We start from the raw sequence: 19,514 nt of genomic DNA on the forward strand, positions 1-19,514 counted from the left end.
CGTCTCGTCAGCGGCACGGCTCCGCGCGGCGACGCGCCGGCGGGCATGCGACCGTTTCCCCTGCAACCAACGCTAGCGCCGCTGCCCCGGAGGTTCCTTCCGAATTTGCCGGCGCGGCGGAAATCCGGCAGAAGATCATTCTGCAGGAACCGGACTTTGCGGGCGGATCGACCGATGAACAGAAAGAGCCAGAAGAGTCCTGCTCTCGATCCGATCGATCGCAAGATTCTTGCTGCATTGCGGGAGGACGGCCGCCTGACCACCCAGGCGCTGGCCGAGAAGGTCGGCCTCTCGCCCTCGCCCTGCTGGACGCGGGTGAAGCGGCTGGAAGAGGCCGGGGTGATCGAGAAATACGTCGCGCTGCTCGACCATCAGGCGCTCGGCTACAACAATGTCGTCTTCGTCGAGATCACCCTCGACAAGCACGACGACAAGGCGCTCGACCAGTTCGCCGAGGCGCTGGTGAAGGCGCCGGAGGTGGTCGAGGCGCATCTGGTGACGGGGGAATACGACTACCTCGCCAAGGTGGTGGTCAGCGGCACCGACCATTACGAACGCTTCCTGCGCGGCACGATCTACCGCATCCCCGGCGTGCGCCAGACCCGCACGACTTTCGGGCTGAGAGCGCTGAAGCGGACGCTCTCGGTCGATCCGCTGAAGGAGCCGTGAGCGGCACCGGCCTTACCCCCTCGCGTGGTCATCCCGGACAAGCGGCGTCAGCCGCGCCGATCCGGGATCCATGCCTGAACCGTTCCGGCATGGATCCCGGGTCTGCGCTTCGCTCCGCCCGGGATGACCGCGGAGAGTTTGTTACGGTCTACCCCAGCATCTCCCGCACCATCGGGATCACCTGCTCGCCATAGAGCCGGATGCACTCCATCAACTTCTCATGCGCCAGCGGGCCGGCGCTGTATTTGAGCTGGAAGCGCGAGAGGCCGAGCCCCTTGGCGGTCGCGGCGATCTTGCGCGCCACCGTCTCCGGCGAGCCGAGATAGAGCGAGCCATGCGCGACCTCCTGCTCGAAATCGGCGCGGCTCATCGGCGGCCAGCCGCGCTCGGCGCCGATGCGGTCGCGCCCCTGCTTGAAGGCCGGGAAGAACTCCTCCCTGGCCTGCGCGTCGGTGGCCGCGACATAGCCCGGCGAATGCACGCCGATCGGCTTCACCGGCTTGTCGATCTGCGCATAGGCGCGGTGGTAGAGATCGACATAGGGCTTGAAGCGCAGCGGATCGCCGCCGATGATGGCGAGCATCAGCGGCAGGTCGTAGCGCACCGCGCGGATCACCGATTCCGGGCTGCCGCCGACACCGATCCAGGTCTTGAGCGGGCCGTGCTCGACCGGGGGATAGATGCGCTGGTCCTTGAGCGGCGGGCGCAGCGAGCCCTGCCAGCTCACCGGCTCCTGCGGCAGCAGCGCCGTGAAGAGATCGAGCTTCTCCTCGAACAGCTTCTCGTAGTCGCGCAGGTCGAAGCCGAAGAGCGGGAAGGATTCGGTGAAGGAGCCGCGGCCGAGGATGACCTCGGCGCGCCCGTTCGAGACCGCGTCGACCGTCGAAAAGCGCTGGAAGACGCGGATCGGATCGTCCGAGGAGAGCACGGTCACGGCGGAGCCGAGCCTGATCCGGCTGGTGCGCGCGGCCATGGCGGCGAGCACCGCCTCCGGCGCGGACACGGCGAAATCGGCCCGATGATGCTCGCCCACGCCGATGAAGTCGATGCCGACGCGGTCGGCCAGCTCGGCTTCCGCGACGAGGTTGCGGATCACCTGCGCATGCGGCAGCGGCTCGCCATCCGCGCCATGGGTGACGTCGCCGAAGGTGTCGAGCCCGAATTCCAGCTCCCGTGCCATAAGTAGCCCCCGGGGCCGCGACCCGGCCCGTTTGCCTGCCGGCCATCCCGGCCTCCCGGAGCTAGGAACGCGCTTGCCCGGGTGCAATCGCCGCGGCGTTGCTGCTGCAGCAACAGCCTGTTGGCGCCGATGCAATCGCGGTGCTTGCAACCGGGCGCGGCTATGCCGATGCTCGGCGCCAGCCGCCGCTACCGAAACGACGCCATGATCATCCGCCAGTTGCTTTATCTCGACGCCTTGGCGCGCGAGAAGCACTTCCGCCGCGCCGCCGAGGCCTGCCATGTCTCGCAGCCGACGCTCTCGGCCGCGATCGTGCAGCTCGAGGAGGAGCTCGGCGTGCTGATCGTCGAGCGCGGCCGGCGCTTCCAGGGCTTCACCAAGGAGGGCGAGGCGGTGCTCGCCCGGGCCCGGCGCATCCTGGCCGAGGCCGACCTGATGAAGGAGGAGATCGCGGAGCTGCGCGAAGGCATTTCGGGCCGCATCCGGCTCGGCGCGATCCCGACCGCGCTGCCGATGATCGCCCATATCACCGCGCCCTTCTCGGAGCGCTACCCGGCGGTGTCGCTCACCGTGCTCTCGCTGACCTCGCAGGAGATCCAGGAGGGCATCGACAATTTCGAGCTCGATGTCGGGCTGACCTATCTCGACAACGAGCCGCTCGACCGCGTGATCTCCAAGCCGATCTACCAGGAATCCTACGTGCTGCTGACCCGCGAGGACGGGCAGCTCGGCGCGCGCGACAGCATCTCCTGGGTCGAGGCGGCGGAGCTGAAGCTGTGCCTGCTCACCGGCGACATGCAGAACCGGCGCATCATCGACGGCATCTTCCGCTCGGTCGGCACCGCGCCGCGCCCGGTCATCGAGACCAACTCGATCTTCAACCTGTGCTCCCATGCCGGCATCCAGGGCATCGCCAGCATCGTCTCGCTGCAATTGCTGGAGTTCTTCGGCGTGCCGCTCGGCACCCGGGCGCTGCCGCTCGTCGAGCCGGCCGCGCAGCGCACCATCGGCCTGATCGTCGCGGACCGGCAGCCCTTCGCGCCGCTGGCGCGCAACCTGCTGATGATGACCAAGCCGGTGACGGATGCCGGCCTGCCGCGGCGGCCTATCGTACGATAGCCGTCACCTATCTCGCATTTCGGCTCGCGCCATTGTGCGCCGCAAAACGAACCTTGCGCGCCATTTTCGGTATCGACTTTGGTCGCAGGCGACGCGGCGAAACCGATATCGCCGCAACTTGATAGCCCCGGCCTATCATTCGGTTGGAACAAACGATTTGAAATCATTCCAGGATGGCCCACCTTTCCTGCAAGATACGCCGCGCAAAGCGGGGCTTTGGAGGAAAGATGGCGGGTTATCCGGCCTGGGATCAGGACAGCGCGAGGACGATCATCGCCGGGCTGGCGCATCTGGAAGGCGCCACGCTGCCGATGCTGCACGCCTTGCAGGACGCCTTCGGCTATGTCGACCCGCAGGCGGTGCCGCTGATCGCCGAGGCGCTGAACCTGTCCCGCGCCGAGGTGCATGGCGCGATCTCGTTCTACCACGACTTCAGGACGGCGCCGCAGCCGGCCCGGATCGTCAGGCTCTGCCGGGCCGAGGCCTGCCAGGCGCTCGGCTGCGAGGCGGTGGTCGACGACCTCGCCCGCGAGCACGGCATCGTCGTCGACGCTGCGCAGGCCGGCGACGCCGCCGTCGAAACGGTGTATTGTCTCGGCAATTGCGCGCTCGGCCCCTCGGCGCTGGTCGATGGCGAGCTGCTTGGGCGCGTCGACGCGGCCCGCATCGCCGCGCTCTGCCGGCATGGAAGGGCGCATTCATGAGCGCCGCCCCGATCCGCATCTTCGTCCCCGTCGACGCCGCCGCGCTCTCGGTCGGCGCCGAGGCCGTCGCCCGCGCCGTGGCGCGCGAGGCCGCGGCCCGCGGCGCGGCGGTCGAGATCGTCCGCAACGGCTCGCGCGGCATGCTCTGGCTCGAGCCGCTGGTCGAGGTCGAGACGCCGGAAGGCCGCATCGCCTACGGCCCGGTCGCGGAGCGGGACGTGCCGTCCCTGTTCGAGGCCGGCTTCCTCTCCGGCGGCGCCCATGCGCTGCGCCTCGGCCGGACCGAGGAGCTCGACTGGATGAAGCGCCAGCAGCGCCTCACCTTCGAGCGCGTCGGGGTGATCGACCCGCTCTCCATCGCCGAATACCGCGCCCATGGCGGCTTCGCCGGGCTGGAGAGGGCGATCGGCCTCGGCGGCGCCGAGATCGTCGAGGCGATCAGGGCCTCGGGCCTGCGCGGGCGCGGCGGCGCCGGCTTCCCCACCGGGATCAAGTGGAAGACCGTCCACGACGCCAAGGCCGACCAGAAATACGTCGTCTGCAACGCCGATGAGGGCGACAGCGGCACCTTCGCCGACCGCATGCTGTTCGAGGGCGACCCCTATCTCACCATCGAGGGCATGGCGATCGCCGCCGTCGCCGTCGGAGCGACGCGCGGCTATCTCTATCTGCGCTCGGAATATCCGCATGCCTACCGCACCCTCGAGCGCGCCATCCTGAAAGCGGAGGCCGCCGGGCTGATCGGCGCCTCGGTGATGGGCTCGAAACACGCCTTCCATCTCGAGGTCAGGCTCGGCGCCGGCGCCTATATCTGCGGCGAGGAGACCTCGCTGCTGGAGAGCCTGGAAGGCAAGCGCGCGGTGGTGCGCGCCAAGCCGCCGCTGCCGGCCCTCCAGGGGCTGTTCGGCAAGCCGACCGTCGTCAACAACGTGCTCTCCTTCGCCGCCGTGCCCTGGATCCTGGCGCATGGGGCGCAGGCCTATGCCGATTACGGCATGGGCCGCTCGCGCGGCACGCTGCCGGTGCAGCTCGGCGGCAATGTCAAACGGGGAGGCCTGATCGAGCTCGCCTTCGGCATCAGCTTACGCGAGATCATCGAGGACATGGGCGGCGGCACGCTGTCGGGCCGGCCGATCCGGGCCGTGCAGGTCGGCGGGCCGCTCGGGGCCTATCTCACCGCCGAACAGCTCGACGTGCAGATGGATTACGAGGCGCTCGCCAGCATGCGCGCCATGCTCGGCCATGGCGGCATCGTCGTGTTCGACGACACCGTCGACATGGCCAGGCAGGCCCGCTTCGCCTTCCAGTTCTGCGCCAAGGAAAGCTGCGGCAAGTGCACGCCCTGCCGCATCGGCGCGACGCGCGGCGTCGAGGTGATGGACCGCATCATCGCGGGCACCGAGCGCCCGAAGAACATCGCCGTGCTGCGCGACCTCGCCAAGCTGATGACCGACGCCTCGCTCTGCGCCATGGGCGGGCTGACGCCGATGCCGGTGATGAGCGCGCTCAACCATTTCCCCGAGGATTTCGACCGTCCTCCCAGCCCACGGCAAGAAATCGCTCTGGCGGCCGAGTGAGGAGGCTGAGATGGCCCTGATCAAGGAAATCGACTACGGCACGCCGATCCGGCTTTCCGAGAAGACCGTGACGCTGAGCATCGACGGCCAGAGCGTCACGGTGCCGGCCGGAACCTCGGTGATGGCGGCGGCGATGAGCCTGGGCACCAAGATCCCCAAGCTCTGCGCCACCGACTCGCTGGAGCCCTTCGGCTCCTGCCGACTCTGCCTGGTCGAGATCGAGGGCCGGCGCGGCACGCCCGCATCCTGCACGACCCCGGCCGAGGACGGGATGGTCGTCCGCACCCAGTCGGAGAACCTCTCCGGCCTGCGCAAGGGCGTGATGGAGCTCTACATCTCCGACCACCCGCTCGACTGCCTGACCTGCTCGGCCAATGGCGACTGCGAATTGCAGGACATGGCCGGCGCCGTCGGCCTGCGCGAGGTGCGCTACGGCTATGAGGGCGAGAACCACGTCTTCGCCAAGACCGCGGACGGGCTCGCCAACGAGAACTGGCTCGCGAAGGATACCTCCAACCCCTATTTCACCTACGACCCGTCGAAATGCATCGTCTGCAATCGCTGCGTGCGCGCCTGCGAGGAGGTGCAGGGCACCTTCGCGCTGACGATTGCCGGCCGCGGCTTCGACTCGCGCGTCGCCGCCGGGCCGACCGATTTCCTGGGCTCGGAATGCGTCTCCTGCGGCGCCTGCGTGCAGGCCTGCCCGACGGCGACGCTGATGGAGAACAAGGTCATCGAGCACGGCCAGCCGGAGCACTCCAAGGTCACGACCTGCGCCTATTGCGGCGTCGGCTGCTCGTTCAAGGCCGAGATGCAGGGCGACCGCGTGATCCGCATGGTACCCTACAAGGACGGCAAGGCGAACGAAGGCCATAGCTGCGTCAAGGGCCGCTTCGCCTGGGGCTATGCCAACCACAGGGACCGCATGACCAAGCCGATGATCCGGGCCAGGATCACGGACCCGTGGCGCGAGGTCTCGTGGGAAGAGGCGATCAGCCACGCGGCCTCCGAGTTCAAGCGCATCCAGGCCCGATACGGCCGCGAATCGGTCGGCGCCATCACCTCCTCGCGCTGCACCAACGAGGAGGTCTTCCTCGTCCAGAAGCTGGTGCGCGCCGCCTTCCGCAACAACAATGTCGATACCTGCGCCCGCGTCTGCCACTCGCCGACCGGCTACGGCCTCAAGACCACGCTCGGCACCTCGGCCGGCACGCAGGACTTCAAGTCGGTCGCCAAGGCCGACGTCATCCTGATCATCGGCGCCAACCCGACCGACGGCCATCCGGTCTTCGCCTCGCGGATGAAGAAGCGCATCCGGGAAGGCGCGAGACTCATCGTCGCCGACCCGCGCCGGATCGACATGGTGAAATCGCCGCATATCAAGGCGGACTACCACCTGCCGCTCAGGCCCGGCACCAATGTCGCGCTGCTCAACGCGCTCGGCCATGTCGTCGTCACCGAAGGGCTGATCGACGAGAGCTATGTGCGCGAGCGCTGCGATCTCGACGCTTTCGAGCAATGGGCCCGCTTCGTCGCCCGCGAGGAGAATTCGCCCGAGGCGAGCGAGCAATATACCGGCGTGCCGGCGGCGGATGTTCGCGCCGCGGCGCGGCTCTACGCCACCGGCGGCAACGGCGCGATCTATTACGGGCTCGGCGTCACCGAGCACAGCCAGGGCTCGACCACGGTGATGGCGATGGCGAACCTCGCCATGGCGACCGGCAATATCGGGCGCGACGGCGTCGGCATCAATCCGCTGCGCGGCCAGAACAACGTGCAGGGCTCCTGCGACATGGGCTCCTTCCCGCACGAATTCTCGGGCTACCGCCATGTCGCCGACGATTCGACCCGGCAGGTCTTCGAGATGATGTGGGGCGTGCCGCTCGACCCCGAGCAGGGCCTGCGCATCACCAACATGCTCGACGAGGCGGTCGACGGCACCTTCAAGGGGCTCTATGTCCAGGGCGAGGATATCGCCCAGTCCGACCCCAACACCAAGCATGTCACGGCCGGGCTCGCCGCGATGGAATGCGTCGTGATCCAGGACATTTTCCTGAACGAGACGGCGAAATACGCCCATGTCTTCCTGCCCGGCGCCTCCTTCCTCGAGAAGGACGGCACCTTCACCAATGCCGAGCGGCGCATCAACCGCGTGCGGCAGGTGATGGCGCCGCTCTCCGGCAAGGACGAGTGGCAGGTGACGATCGAGCTGGCGCGGGCGCTGGGCTACGAGATGTCCTACGCCCATCCCGGCGAGATCATGGACGAGATCGCGCGGCTGACGCCGTCCTTCGCCGGCGTCTCCTACGACAAGCTGGAGAAGCTCGGCTCGGTGCAGTGGCCCTGCAACGAGAAGGCCCCGACCGGCACGCCGCTGATGCATGTCGACCGCTTCGTGCGCGGCAAGGGCCAGTTCATGATCACCGAGTTCATCGCCACCGACGAGCGCACCGGGCCGCGCTTCCCGCTGCTGCTCACCACCGGGCGCATCCTCTCGCAATACAATGTCGGCGCGCAGACAAGGCGCACCGAGAACGGCGCCTGGCACGACGAGGACGTGCTGGAGATTCACCCCTTCGACGCGGAGAGCCGCGGCATCCGCGACGGCGACCTCGTCTCGCTCGCCAGCCGCTCCGGCGACATCGCCTTGCGCGCCGAGATCTCGGAGCGCATGCAGCCGGGCGTGGTCTACACCACCTTCCACCACGCCAAGACCGGCGCCAACGTCATCACCACCGATTATTCCGACTGGGCGACGAACTGCCCGGAATACAAGGTGACCGCGGTCGAGGTCCGGCGCACCAACCACTATTCGCAGTGGCAGGAGAAGAATTTCGAGGAGGACGTCACCTTGCGGCGGATCGCGGAGCGCCTGCCCGATGCCGCGGAGTGACCCTCCCGCCCAGCCGCCGGCGACGGCGATGGTCTCGGCCGAGCCGGTGCGCTTCGGCGCCGAGGGCGACGGCGCGCGCAATGTCGAGGTCGCCGTCGAGACGCCGGTCAACATCGTCTACGGCACCATGCCCTATGCGGTGATGATGGCGAGCCCGTCCGACCTCGCCGATTTCGTCACCGGCTTCAGCCTGACCGAGGGCATCATCCGCGCCGCCGACGAGATCCGCGGCGTCGCCGTCGAGCCCCGGGAGGAAGGCGTCGTCGTCACGGTCGAGCTGGCGCCGGGACGCTTCCGCGAGCATCTCGCCCGGCGGCGCAACCTCTCCGGCCGCACCTCCTGCGGGCTCTGCGGCGTCGAGACCATCGCGGAGATCCCGATGGCCGACGCGGCGACGCGGGCCGCGCGCCAGGTTTCCGCGAAGGCGATCGAGACGGCGCTCGCCGCGCTCGACCGCCACCAGCCGCTCAACCGGCTCACCCGCGCGGTCCACGCCGCCGCCTGGTGCGACGCCGGCGGCGCGATCCTCGCCGCGCGCGAGGATGTCGGCCGCCACAACGCGCTCGACAAGCTGATCGGCGCCCGCCTGCGCGCCGGCGCCGATGCGAGCGCCGGCTTCATGCTGGTGACCAGCCGCGCCTCCTTCGAGATGGTCGAGAAGACCGCGATCTTCGGGGCCGGCACGCTGGTCTCGATCTCGGCCCCGACCTCGCTGGCGATCGAGCGGGCGAAGCATCTCGGGCTGACGCTGGTCTCGGTGGCGCGCCGCGACGGCTGCACCGTCTTCGCCGGCCGGCTCGCGCCCAGCCTGGAAACGACCAGCCGATGACGGAGGCCGCACTGACGACCGCTGATGCCGGCAGCGCCGGAGACGACCGCAAGGCCGAGCACCTCGCCAAGCTCGCCCGCATGGCCGGGCAGATCGCCGATTTCTTCAAGGCCTATCCCGACGCCGAGGCCGTGCCCGCCGTCGCCGACCATATCAACCAGTTCTGGACCGGAGGGATGCGCGACGCGTTCATCGACGCCTATTCCGCCCGTCCGGAAGACCTTCCGCCGCTGCTGCGACGCGCCTTGCCGCTGATCAGACCGGCGCGCGGAAGCTAACGCAACAGGCGTTCCCCGCGGAACGCAGCACGGGTTTCAACGAGCCGGGAGCGAACCCGGCCCGAACGGCGCAGCTTTGGGGAAAGGAAACCGGGAATGAGCGTCGCACAGGACATCGCGCAGGCCGGAGGAGGCGTCGGCCTGCTCGACCGCGAAAGGATCATCGCCAAGGCCGGCTTCAACCGCTGGCTCGTCCCGCCGGCCGCGCTGTGCATCCATCTGTGCATCGGCATGGCCTATGGCTTCTCGGTGTTCTGGCTGCCGCTCTCGCGGGCCATCGGCGTCACCGCGCCGAAGACCTGCCCGGAGCTGACCCTGGCGAGCGCGCTCTTCACCACCACCTGCGACTGGCGCGTCTCCGATCTCGGCTGGATGTACACGCTGTTCTTCGTGCTGCTCGGCGCCTCGGCGGCGATCTGGGGCGGCTGGCTGGAGAAGGCCGGGCCGCGCAAGGCCGGCGTCGCATCGGCGCTGTGCTGGTGCGGCGGCATGGTGATCTCGGCGCTCGGCATCTACTGGCACCAGCTCTGGATGATGTGGCTGGGCTCGGGCGTCATCGGCGGCATCGGCCTCGGGCTGGGCTACATCTCGCCCGTCTCGACGCTGATCAAGTGGTTCCCGGACCGGCGCGGCATGGCGACCGGCATGGCGATCATGGGCTTCGGCGGCGGCGCGATGATCGGCTCGCCGCTGGCCGACATGCTGATGAACTCTTTCAAGACCCCGACCTCGGTCGGCGTGCTGCAGACCTTCCTGGTGATGGCGGCGATCTACTTCGCCTTCATGATGGCCGGCGCCTTCGGCTACCGCGTGCCGCCGGCCGGCTGGCGGCCGGATGGCTGGGCGCCGCCGAGCAGCGCCAATGCGATGATCACCTCCGGCCATGTCCATCTGCGCGACGCGCACAAGACGCCGCAGTTCTGGCTGATCTGGGCGGTGCTCTGCCTCAACGTCTCGGCCGGCATCGGCGTGCTCGGCATCGCCTCGCCGATGCTGCAGGAGATCTTCGGCGGCGCGCTGATCGGCCAGGCGGGCGTCGCCTTCTCGGCCCTCGACGCCGGGCAGAAGACCTCGGTCGCGGCGATCGCCGCCGGCTTCGTCGGCCTGCTCTCGCTGTTCAACATCGCCGGCCGCTTCTTCTGGGCCTCGCTGTCGGACAAGATCGGCCGCAAGAACACCTATTACACCTTCTTCATCCTCGGCATCGCGCTCTATGCGACGGCGCCCTGGGCCGCCGGCATCCAGTCCAAGGTGCTGTTCGTCTCCGCCTTCTGCATCATCCTGTCGATGTATGGCGGCGGCTTCGCCACGGTGCCGGCCTATCTCGCCGACGTCTTCGGCACGCAGTTCGTCGGCGCCATCCATGGCCGGCTGCTGACCGCCTGGTCGACGGCAGGCATCATCGGCCCGGTGGTGGTGAACTATATCCGCGAGGCGCAGGTCTCGGCCGGCGTCACCGGAGCCAGCCTCTACAGCGGCACGATGTACATCCTCGCCGGCATGCTGGCGCTCGGCCTCGTCGCCAACGCGCTGGTCAGGCCGCTCGGCCCGCAATGGTTCATGAAGGAGGAGGAGGTCGCCAAGCTCCAGGCCGCGAGCAGGGCCGCCGCGGCGCGCGAGGCCACCGGCTCCTTCGGCATCGGCAAGGGCGGCTTCGACGGCACCGCCGCCCTCGCCTGGGCCGTGGTCGGCATCCCGCTCGCCTGGGGCATCTGGATCACGCTGTCGAAATCGCTGACGCTGTTCCACTGAGCGGAGGCAACTGAACCGAACGAGGCCCGCGCCGCCATCGGCGCGGGCCTTTTGCCTGTCCGCGGGAAGCCGCCCCGACGGCGCTTTTCGCCGGCGGAGACCCCGCCATGCGCATGGCGCGCGGCGGCCCGCCAGGGCATTCCGCCTCGCCTCCGGCTCGCTCCGGCGTGACGAAGTCGCCGCGATCCGCGCAGCATCCGGCGAAACGCCATGCAGCAGATGCGTAACGATCAGTCCTCTCCCATGTCGATCTGCACAAAAAGCATTCCTCCCCTCGCGCTCACGCCATGGTATGGGCGGCCCGCATACGCCATCCTGACGCATCGGCAGCGTTCCAGGGACGCCGCCGGGTGAAGAGCGGGAGCGAGCGATCGCTGCAAGAGGGGTAAGGGCGGAACCAGGACGCTCGAACGCGCGAGCAACGCGCGGCGGGAGGCCGGGACCGTTGGGTGACAGATGACGACGACCAGGACCATCGACTTCCGCGCCGAGACGGATGACGGAGCCACGCTCCACGGCTTCCGCGAGGGGCACGGCCAGCCTTTGCTGCTGGTCAGCGGCCTCAGCGGCACCGCCGGCTTCTGGACCGACATCGCCTCGACGCTGGGGCGCTCCTTCCAGATCGTCCGCTTCGACCAGCGCGGCATCGGCGCGAGCAGCCGCGGCGAGGCGCCCTGCGACATCGAGCGGCTCGCCCGCGACGGGCTCGCCGTGCTCGACGCGGCCGGCCTCGACCGCGCCGTGGTGCTCGGCCATTCGACCGGCGGCTGCATCGCCCAGGCGATGGCGAAGCTGGCGCCCGAGCGCATCGACGGGCTGATCCTCAGCGGCACCTGGCTCAAGGCCTGCCGCTACATGACCGCGCTGTTCGGCGCCCGCCGCGCCATCCTGGACTGCGACCCGCAGGCCTTCGCGGCGCTCTCCGTGCTCAGCGCCTACCAGCCGCGCTGGATCCAGGCCAACTGGCACATCTACGACGACGCGATCGACGCCGCGCCGACCAGCGAGCACGCCCGCACGGTGATGCGCGAGCGCATCGACGCCCTGCTCGGCTTCGACGGCAGCGCCGATATCGAGGCCCTGCCGATGCCGACCCTGATCATGGGCGCGCGCGACGACATGGTCGTGCCGGTCTACCATCAGGAGGCGCTGATCGCCGCCCTGCCCGGCACGCGCCGCTCGATCATGGAGACCGGCGGGCATCTCTTCCCGGTCTCGCGACCGGACATCTTCACCGCCGCCGTGGCGGAGTGGATCGGCGAGCTCTGAGCCCCCGGCGCCGCGCGCGCCCTCCGCGTCGAAAGGACCCATACCCAGCCGGCGCGGACGCGGCTTAAACCAGAAGGCTTCCAAGGTAGGGCCCGGCCGAGCCCGGAAGCCCACCGGAACGAGCCCGAGGACGAGACCATGCGCGCAGCCCTGACCAGCCTCTTCGCCCTGTCGCTGCTCGCCCTGTCGCCGCTGCCGCGCCCCGCCGCCGCGCAGGATGCCGAGGCCGGCCAGCGCGCCTTCAACAAATGCCGCGCCTGCCACCAGATCGGCGAGGGCGCGCGCAACCTCGTCGGCCCCGAGCTCAACGGGCTGATCGGCCGCCATTCCGGCAGCGTCGCCGGCTACAGCTATTCCAGCGCCAACAAGAATTCCGGCCTGGTCTGGGACGAGGCGACCTTCGCGGAATACATCAAGGACCCGAAGGCCAAGATCCCCGGCACCAAGATGATCTTCGCCGGCATCAGGAGCGAGAAGGAAATCGCGGACCTGACCGCCTTCCTCAAGCAGTTCGGCCCGGACGGCAAGAAGCTCTGAAGGCGTCGGCCGGAGCGGTCCGCCGCCGAGGCGGAGTTGCGCGCCGGACAGGGCCGGCACCCGGTTTTTTGACAGAACGGCCCTTCCATTTTCGCGATCCGATGCAATATTCATTCGCTCCGGTGAACAAAGATGATTCGGACCCGGACGAATGTGCAGGCTGGGAAGGAGTTCCACGCGCCGATGAAGAAGGCCAAGCGGAAAACGGGGGAGAAGCGGTCGCAGATCGCCGCCATGCCGATCCGCCGCGCCGCCGACGGCTCGACGGAACTGCTGCTCGTGACCTCGCGCACGACGCGCCGCTGGATCGTGCCCAAGGGCTGGCCGATGAAGGGCGTGAAGGACCGCGACGCCGCGGCGCAGGAGGCCTATGAGGAGGCCGGCGTGCTCGGCCGCGTCAGCGAGAAGCCGGCCGGACGCTACAGCTACTGGAAGCGGATGAGCGACCATTTCGCGCTCTGCGAGGTCAAGCTCTATCTGCTCGAGGTCGAGCAGCAGCACGCCGATTTCCGCGAGCAGCACCAGCGCGACCTGCACTGGTTCAAGCTCGCCGACGCCGCCGACATCGTCGACGAGCCCGAGCTCAGCACCGCCATCCGCAAGCTGCAGGCGCAGGTCTCGCTCGCGGCGTGAGCCCGGCCGCGCCTGGCGCGACGGACCGCCCATCATCATTGGGCCGATACGCCAGGCCTTTGATTTTGCGCCGGCTTTTTGCGCAGGCCGCGCTCCGCTTTTCCGACCGGCGCCCTAAACGTCGTCGAAGGGCGCGCGGCCGTCGACCGCGATCATGCGCTCGCGGGCGACCCGGCCGGCCTCGGCCGGGCTCGCGCCACCCGTCCGGGCCGTGATCACGAGCTGGAGATATTGCTTCAGCTCTTCGGGCATCGTCGCGAAGAAGGCGTTCAGGCACAGCGCCGGCCTGTCGTGGCGGCAGCTCTTTCGCCGCCGGCAGCCCTTGCGCGGACAGAACGACCAGATCTCGAGCCCATCCACCAGGCTGCGATGCTGCCGCGCCCGCCGGGCCTCGTTCTCCGCCTGCCAACGCGCCTGCTCGGGCGTCTGCCCATCCAGCTTCGCCATGGTCCGCTCCTGCGGTCGCGCGCGCCGGCGCGCAAGTCATGGGTCTTCGGCCGCCCGGCTCGCGCGCGGACGTTCGGGAAACGAGGGGCAGCGGAGCGCCGCGAGGCGCGGAATATCGGCCGCTTCCGTTGAGCCAGGAAGCGGCGCGGATGGATTGAGCCACCATCCGCACGCCCCGTGGCGCTCCGCTTGCCGGCGTTCTTGAAAGCTGCGGGCCGCGCTTCCGTTGGGCGGAGCGACGGTCGCGGACGCACAGGGCGCGCCGGCTTCCCTCAACGGGTCGCCCTGCGCCTGCCGCCTCGCCACCGCCGCGCCGCCTCTCCTAGCGAGGCTCCTCGCGCAGGGGCCGTAGTACCCCCAGGGCGGTTCCCGCGGCCTCCCGAGTCCGGGGTGCAAACCCGGCCGCAGGGCGCCGCCCCCGCCCCGCCATGCAGCATGCCTCCGGACGGCGGCCCCTCGGGGTGAGGTGGGCCGAGAATAGGCATGGGCCGCGCGGGCGGGGATTAGTTTTCGCGGGCAGCACCGGCATGGCATAAGCCCGGCATGCACATCCGCTCCGAACAGCCCGCCGATTCCGACGCCATCCGCGCCCTGACCACGGAGGCCTTCGCGACGGCGCCGCATGGCAGCGGCACCGAAGCGGCGATCGTCGACGGCCTGCGCGCGGCCGGGGCGCTGACGCTCTCGCTCGTCGCCGTCGAAGGCGGGGCGACGTCAAACGAGATTCTGGGCCATGTCGCCTTCTCGCCGGTGACGATCGACGGGGCGGAGCGCGGCTGGTTCGGGCTCGGGCCGGTCTCGGTGCGGCCGGGCCGGCAGCGCGGCGGCATCGGCGCTGCCCTGATCCGCGAGGGCCTGCGGCGCCTGCGCGAAATGGGCGCCGGTGGCTGCGTCCTGCTCGGCGACCCCGCCTATTACGGCCGCTTCGGCTTCGCGAACGATCCGGCGCTGGTGCTGGAGGGCGTGCCGCCGGACTACTTCATGCGCCTCGGTTTCGGCGCGGAGATGCCGGCCGGCACCGTGCGCTATCACGCGGCTTTCGACGGGGCTGAGATCCTCTAAGCAATCTCCGAGGCCATCAGGCGATCCCGGAACATCCCAGAAAACGACTCCGAACGAATAGTGTCACGAATCCGTTCTTGAGTGACCACATTCATCTCAGAGAGTCTTGCCTCAACCACTGACACGATATGCTCAACTGCAGATTTTAGCGCATCCTCATCGTTACACAAAGCGATTATCGACTCAGCTATACTTGCAATCTTTGCCTTTTTCATAGAAAGAATATTATTATTACCTGAAATTCTAAGCCCTATTCCAGACAAAATATAGTATCTAAAGGTCTTATATTCATTAGAAATTCTTTGATTCCTCCAGAGAAATTCCAAACGGTAATATAAATATGCTACAGCATGATATATCCTAACGTCATGATCGTCCAAAAATATTGAATTCTCATACTCGGACAATATACCGCGATAATCTCTTGCCGCTCTCTGCGGCTGAAAAAGCAAACAAGCCGCAACAGCCTTCATAAGGACAGAAGGCTGCATCACTCTAGTTCTCTCGACATCCTGATTTCTATATTGATTGTCTCGCCTCTCAAAATATATCGCCTCCTCCTTATCAAGGCCTCGGCAATACTCTTCAAAACTCTTCATAAATGGCCGGAGAGCCCAAAATTGATCATCCCTGACCGGATTCTGCCTGTTCGTACCAACGATAATTGACGAAACAAAATCATCATTCTTTGAACCAATCAGGCGGAAGGGAACCTGTATTGATTCAGCAAGTGAAATATCACCGTTTTGACAACCAGAATCATCCCCGTAAACTAGGTCAAAAATCACATTACTAGTTTGACATCCGTTGACGATCTGAAAATCTTCCAGGCGGAATTTATCACCCGTCCTATCAATATTTTTTGATACTACCGTTATACCATTATTCCGGAAAACAAATTCAGCACCGCCACCCGAACGCACGCCGGATTTTATGCCGGCATTGATTTTTGATTTTGCATCGTAATCGCGAATGTTATCGAAAAATACAGCCTTATTTACTCCTATGACGGAGCCATTCTGATCCTTCAAAGAACACAATTTCAATAAATTTCTAGCATCGATGTAACCTACATACGCCTCATCGACATGGCTGTTTGTAGGCATTACGACGTTTCGCGGAAAGTCAATCTCAACCTCAACCGCACTAGTGGCCGCCCGGTACCATTGTTGAAGCTCCCGCGCTCCGACAAACTCAACAGAAATATTTCCGTTATCAAAAATATTCTTCTCGTCGAGGTCAGACTTGAAGCTATTCCTTAGCTTTTCTATCCGAGCAGGCTTTTCATAATTTCCTGTTGTAATATAGTAGCAACTCAATTTTGGGTTTCGTTTTCCAACTCCTCTTTCATATATCGCCTCCATTGCCCCCATCAGGTCGTCGATAGCAGGGCTCTCCCCCTTTAGCTCTCCATCAAAGAACGCCGAAACGGCATCGAAAAACTTGGAAATATCGCCATAATCATAACTAGTGCTTGTCTTCGACTGAAAGAAGATAAATTCAATGGATGGATTATTTATAGCCGAAAGTTTTTCTTCAGCTTCGTGCTTATTCTTTACAGCTTCGCCTTGAATGATGACCGCAATTCCATCAACGCCAAATTCATCACCGGACAAGTGCACATCATATGCATCGATGCTCTCCCCTAGGAGCCCGGCCAGAATCGAGAAAATCGAGTAAATTTCGAACTGACGTTCTTGAGCATCAGCAGTGATCGAATTCGCTTTAGCAAACTCTTTCAGTTGGGCGCGGATCACAGGGTTCATGCGACATCAATCCTGATTCGTGACCAACAATGCTATGCACGGTCAGATTGATTTCATAGCCCGGCATCCCTTTTTTATCTTCCGCTTGCAACAAACGTCTTACCTCCTCCTCCGCCTCTCCCCCGCCCCTTTCGGCCGCTGCTCCGGCACCGGGCCCATCTCGTCGAGCGTCGGCTTCCGCACCCGTGAGGTGCCGGTCAGCAGCGGGTTCGGCTTGTCGCCGGCTTTCGGCTTGCCCTCGCCGCCGCCCCAGTTATGCGGCCCCATATCGGCGTCCGTCGGCTTGCGGGCGCGGGTCGGCGGCAGGTTGGCGGCGTCGCCATAGCCGCGCTCGCCCTTGTATTTGCCGGCGCTGGCCTCGACATCGCCCTGCCGGGCGAGCGGGTCGTCGCTGATCGCCAGCTCCGTCGCCTGCAAGCGCTTGATCTCGTCGCGCAGCCGGGCCGCCGTCTCGAATTCGAGATCGGCCGCGGCCTCGCGCATGCGCTTCTCGAGATCGGCGATCGCGGCCTTGAGGTTGTGGCCCGAGGCCGGCGCCACCAGCCCCTTGTCGACCGTGACATGGTCGCGCTCATAGACCGAGCCGAGGATGTCGCCGATGTTCTTCTTCACCGTCTGTGGCGTGATGCCGTTCGCCTCGTTATAGGCGACCTGCTTCTCGCGGCGGCGATTGGTCTCGGCCATCGCCCGCTCCATCGAGCCGGTGACGTGGTCGGCATAGAGGATGACCTTGCCGTCGACGTTGCGGGCGGCGCGGCCGATGGTCTGGATCAGCGAGGTCTCCGAGCGCAGGAAGCCTTCCTTGTCGGCGTCGAGAATGGCGACGAAGCCGCATTCGGGGATGTCGAGGCCCTCGCGCAGCAGGTTGATGCCGACCAGCACGTCGAAGGCTCCCAGACGGAGATCGCGCAGGATCTCGATGCGCTCGATCGTGTCGATGTCCGAGTGCATGTAGCGCACGCGCACGCCGTTCTCGTGCAGATATTCGGTCAGGTCCTCGGCCATGCGCTTGGTCAGCACGGTGACGAGGGTGCGGTAGCCCTTCTCCGTGACCTCCTTGACCTCGTCGAGCAGGTCCGCGACCTGATGTTTTGCGGGGCGGACCTCGACCGGCGGGTCGATCAAACCGGTCGGGCGGATGACCTGCTCGGTGAAGACGCCGCCGGTCTGCTCCATCTCCCAGCCGCCGGGCGTGGCCGAGACATGCACCGACTGGGGCCGCATCGCGTCCCATTCCTCGAAGCGCAGCGGCCGGTTGTCCATGCAGGAGGGCAGGCGGAAGCCGTATTCGGCCAGCGTCGCCTTGCGGCGGAAGTCGCCGCGATACATGCCGCCGATCTGCGGCACGGTGACATGGCTCTCGTCGGTGAAAACGAGGGCGTTATCCGGAAGATACTCGAAGAGCGTCGGCGGCGGCTCGCCCGGCTTGCGGCCGGTGAGATAGCGCGAATAGTTCTCGATGCCGTTGCAGGAGCCGGTGGCCTCGATCATCTCGATGTCGAAGGTGCAGCGCTGGTCGAGCCTTTGCGCCTCGAGGAAGCGGCCCATGCGGTTGAGCTCGTCGAGACGGGCTTTCAGCTCCTCCTTGATCGACTTCACGGCCTGGGTCAGGGTCGGGCGCGGCGTGGTGTAGTGCGAATTGCCGTAGACCTTGACGAACTCCAGCTCGGCCGTCTTCTGGCCGGTCAGCGGATCGAACTCGGAGATCGACTCGACCTCGTCGCCGAACAGGCCGATGCGCCAGGCGCGATCCTCATAGTGCGCCGGGAACAGCTCGATCACGTCGCCGCGGACGCGAAAAGTGCCGCGGGCGAAATCGCCGAGGGTGCGCTTGTATTGCAGCGCGACGAGATCGGCGATGAGCTGGCGCTGCTCGATGCGCTCGCCCAGCTTCACCGAGAAGGTCATCGCCGTATAGGTCTCGACCGAGCCGATACCGTAGATGCAGGAGACCGAGGCGACGATGATCACGTCGTCGCGTTCGAGCAAAGAGCGCGTCGCGGCGTGGCGCATGCGGTCGATCTGCTCGTTGATCGAGGATTCCTTCTCGATATAGGTATCCGAGCGCGGGACATAGGCCTCGGGCTGGTAGTAGTCGTAATAGGAGACGAAGTACTCGACCGCGTTGTCGGGGAAGAAGCTCTTGAACTCGCCATAGAGCTGCGCGGCCAGCGTCTTGTTCGGGGCGAGGATCAGGGCCGGGCGCTGCGTCTCCTCGATCACCTTGGCCATGGTGAAGGTTTTTCCGGAGCCGGTGACGCCGAGCAGGACCTGGTCGCGCTCCTGCCGGCGGATGCCGTCGACGAGATCGGCGATCGCGGTCGGCTGGTCGCCCGAGGGCTGGAAATCCGAGACCATCTTGAAGCGGATGCCGCCTTCGGATTTCTCCGGCCGCTCGGGTCGGTGCGGCGTCCAGGGTTTTCCGGGCTGGATGAAGGGGCTGCCGGTCTCCAGCAGGTGCTGCAACGACTTGGCGGTGAGCGCGGCCGCGCCTTCGTCGTCCGCGCCGAAGGCGGAATCCGCCTTCTTCGAGAGCTTGCGCTTCTTCCCGGCCTGCTTGCCTTCGGCGGGCCCGGCCTCGTAGCCGGCCTGCGGCTTGTCGCTGAAGCCTGAGGCGCCGCCCGGCACCGCCGTGCCGCGGTTGATCGCGGGGTTCAGCAGATCGGCGAGATAGCCTTCGAGCGGCTTGAGCTCGGGCTTGGTCGCCTTGGAATTCGGCGTGCGGGCCGAAGCGGGCTTCTTCGCCTTTGGCTTGGTCGCGGTGGTGTCGGGGCTCTTCGGCATGGCCGCAATATGGGC

Annotated in this window: 16 protein-coding genes; 12 read left to right on the plus strand and 4 right to left on the minus strand. The window is 66.4% G+C overall.

Annotated features, from left to right (window positions below):
- Positions 1–174 precede the first annotated feature (174 nt).
- The gene (locus ACWH43_RS20915) at positions 175–669 is read left to right on the plus strand and encodes an Lrp/AsnC family transcriptional regulator (protein WP_260349073.1); all 495 of its coding nucleotides are present in this window, start codon (positions 175–177) and stop codon (positions 667–669) included.
- A 148-nt stretch (positions 670–817) separates the two neighbouring features.
- Here ACWH43_RS20915 and ACWH43_RS20920 read toward each other — a convergent pair whose 3' ends face one another.
- Positions 818–1,849 (minus strand): LLM class flavin-dependent oxidoreductase, encoded by a 1,032-nt coding sequence (locus ACWH43_RS20920; RefSeq protein WP_260349072.1) that lies wholly within the window; start codon positions 1,847–1,849, stop codon positions 818–820.
- A 168-nt stretch (positions 1,850–2,017) separates the two neighbouring features.
- Here ACWH43_RS20920 and ACWH43_RS20925 point away from each other — a divergent pair, with 168 nt between their 5' ends.
- From ACWH43_RS20925 to ACWH43_RS20970, 10 genes are all read left to right on the plus strand, one after another.
- Complete coding sequence (locus ACWH43_RS20925; RefSeq protein WP_260349071.1) at positions 2,018–2,968, plus strand: LysR family transcriptional regulator; 951 nt, start codon at positions 2,018–2,020, stop codon at positions 2,966–2,968.
- 227 nt (positions 2,969–3,195) lie between these two features.
- Positions 3,196–3,672, plus strand: coding sequence for an NAD(P)H-dependent oxidoreductase subunit E (locus ACWH43_RS20930; RefSeq protein WP_158443769.1), 477 nt, complete (start codon positions 3,196–3,198; stop codon positions 3,670–3,672).
- Complete coding sequence (locus tag ACWH43_RS20935; RefSeq protein ID WP_158443770.1) at positions 3,669–5,249, plus strand: formate dehydrogenase beta subunit; 1,581 nt, start codon at positions 3,669–3,671, stop codon at positions 5,247–5,249. The genes ACWH43_RS20930 and ACWH43_RS20935 overlap by 4 nt, the downstream gene beginning before the upstream one ends.
- 10 nt (positions 5,250–5,259) lie before the next feature.
- Positions 5,260–8,142, plus strand: a complete 2,883-nt coding sequence (fdhF, locus tag ACWH43_RS20940; protein WP_158443771.1) for a formate dehydrogenase subunit alpha — start codon at positions 5,260–5,262, stop codon at positions 8,140–8,142.
- Positions 8,129–8,971: a formate dehydrogenase accessory sulfurtransferase FdhD gene (gene fdhD, locus ACWH43_RS20945; RefSeq protein ID WP_158443772.1), complete on the plus strand. Its 843-nt coding sequence runs from the start codon at positions 8,129–8,131 to the stop codon at positions 8,969–8,971. Before fdhF ends, fdhD begins: the two co-directional genes overlap by 14 nt.
- Entirely contained in the window at positions 8,968–9,249 is a 282-nt protein-coding gene (locus tag ACWH43_RS20950) for a formate dehydrogenase subunit delta (protein ID WP_158443773.1), read from the plus strand. The genes fdhD and ACWH43_RS20950 overlap by 4 nt, the downstream gene beginning before the upstream one ends.
- 96 nt (positions 9,250–9,345) lie before the next feature.
- On the plus strand, positions 9,346–11,001 hold the full coding sequence (locus ACWH43_RS20955; RefSeq protein WP_158443774.1) for an OFA family MFS transporter: 1,656 nt from the start codon (positions 9,346–9,348) through the stop codon (positions 10,999–11,001).
- Between the two features lie 456 nt (positions 11,002–11,457).
- Positions 11,458–12,270: an alpha/beta fold hydrolase gene (locus ACWH43_RS20960; RefSeq protein ID WP_158443775.1), complete on the plus strand. Its 813-nt coding sequence runs from the start codon at positions 11,458–11,460 to the stop codon at positions 12,268–12,270.
- 138 nt (positions 12,271–12,408) lie between these two features.
- A complete protein-coding gene (locus tag ACWH43_RS20965; protein WP_158443776.1) occupies positions 12,409–12,807 on the plus strand; it encodes a c-type cytochrome in 399 nt (132 codons plus the stop codon).
- Between the two features lie 183 nt (positions 12,808–12,990).
- Positions 12,991–13,440: an NUDIX hydrolase gene (locus tag ACWH43_RS20970; RefSeq protein WP_158443777.1), complete on the plus strand. Its 450-nt coding sequence runs from the start codon at positions 12,991–12,993 to the stop codon at positions 13,438–13,440.
- A gap of 114 nt (positions 13,441–13,554) precedes the next feature.
- Here ACWH43_RS20970 and ACWH43_RS20975 read toward each other — a convergent pair whose 3' ends face one another.
- Positions 13,555–13,887: a hypothetical protein gene (locus ACWH43_RS20975; RefSeq protein ID WP_158443778.1), complete on the minus strand. Its 333-nt coding sequence runs from the start codon at positions 13,885–13,887 to the stop codon at positions 13,555–13,557.
- A gap of 543 nt (positions 13,888–14,430) precedes the next feature.
- On the opposite strand from ACWH43_RS20975, the gene ACWH43_RS20980 reads away from it, so the two are divergent.
- Positions 14,431–14,949, plus strand: a complete 519-nt coding sequence (locus ACWH43_RS20980) for a GNAT family N-acetyltransferase (RefSeq protein ID WP_158443779.1) — start codon at positions 14,431–14,433, stop codon at positions 14,947–14,949.
- Here ACWH43_RS20980 and ACWH43_RS20985 read toward each other — a convergent pair.
- Together ACWH43_RS20985 and uvrB are read right to left on the minus strand one after the other, a co-directional pair.
- The gene (locus tag ACWH43_RS20985; RefSeq protein WP_260349067.1) at positions 14,946–16,715 is read right to left on the minus strand and encodes an AIPR family protein; all 1,770 of its coding nucleotides are present in this window, start codon (positions 16,713–16,715) and stop codon (positions 14,946–14,948) included. The two genes, ACWH43_RS20980 and ACWH43_RS20985, sit on opposite strands and share 4 nt — an antisense overlap.
- Positions 16,716–16,814: 99 nt before the next feature.
- Complete coding sequence (gene uvrB / locus ACWH43_RS20990) at positions 16,815–19,499, minus strand: excinuclease ABC subunit UvrB (protein WP_158443781.1); 2,685 nt, start codon at positions 19,497–19,499, stop codon at positions 16,815–16,817.
- Positions 19,500–19,514 lie beyond the last annotated feature (15 nt).

Source organism: Allobosea minatitlanensis, assembly GCF_964020775.1.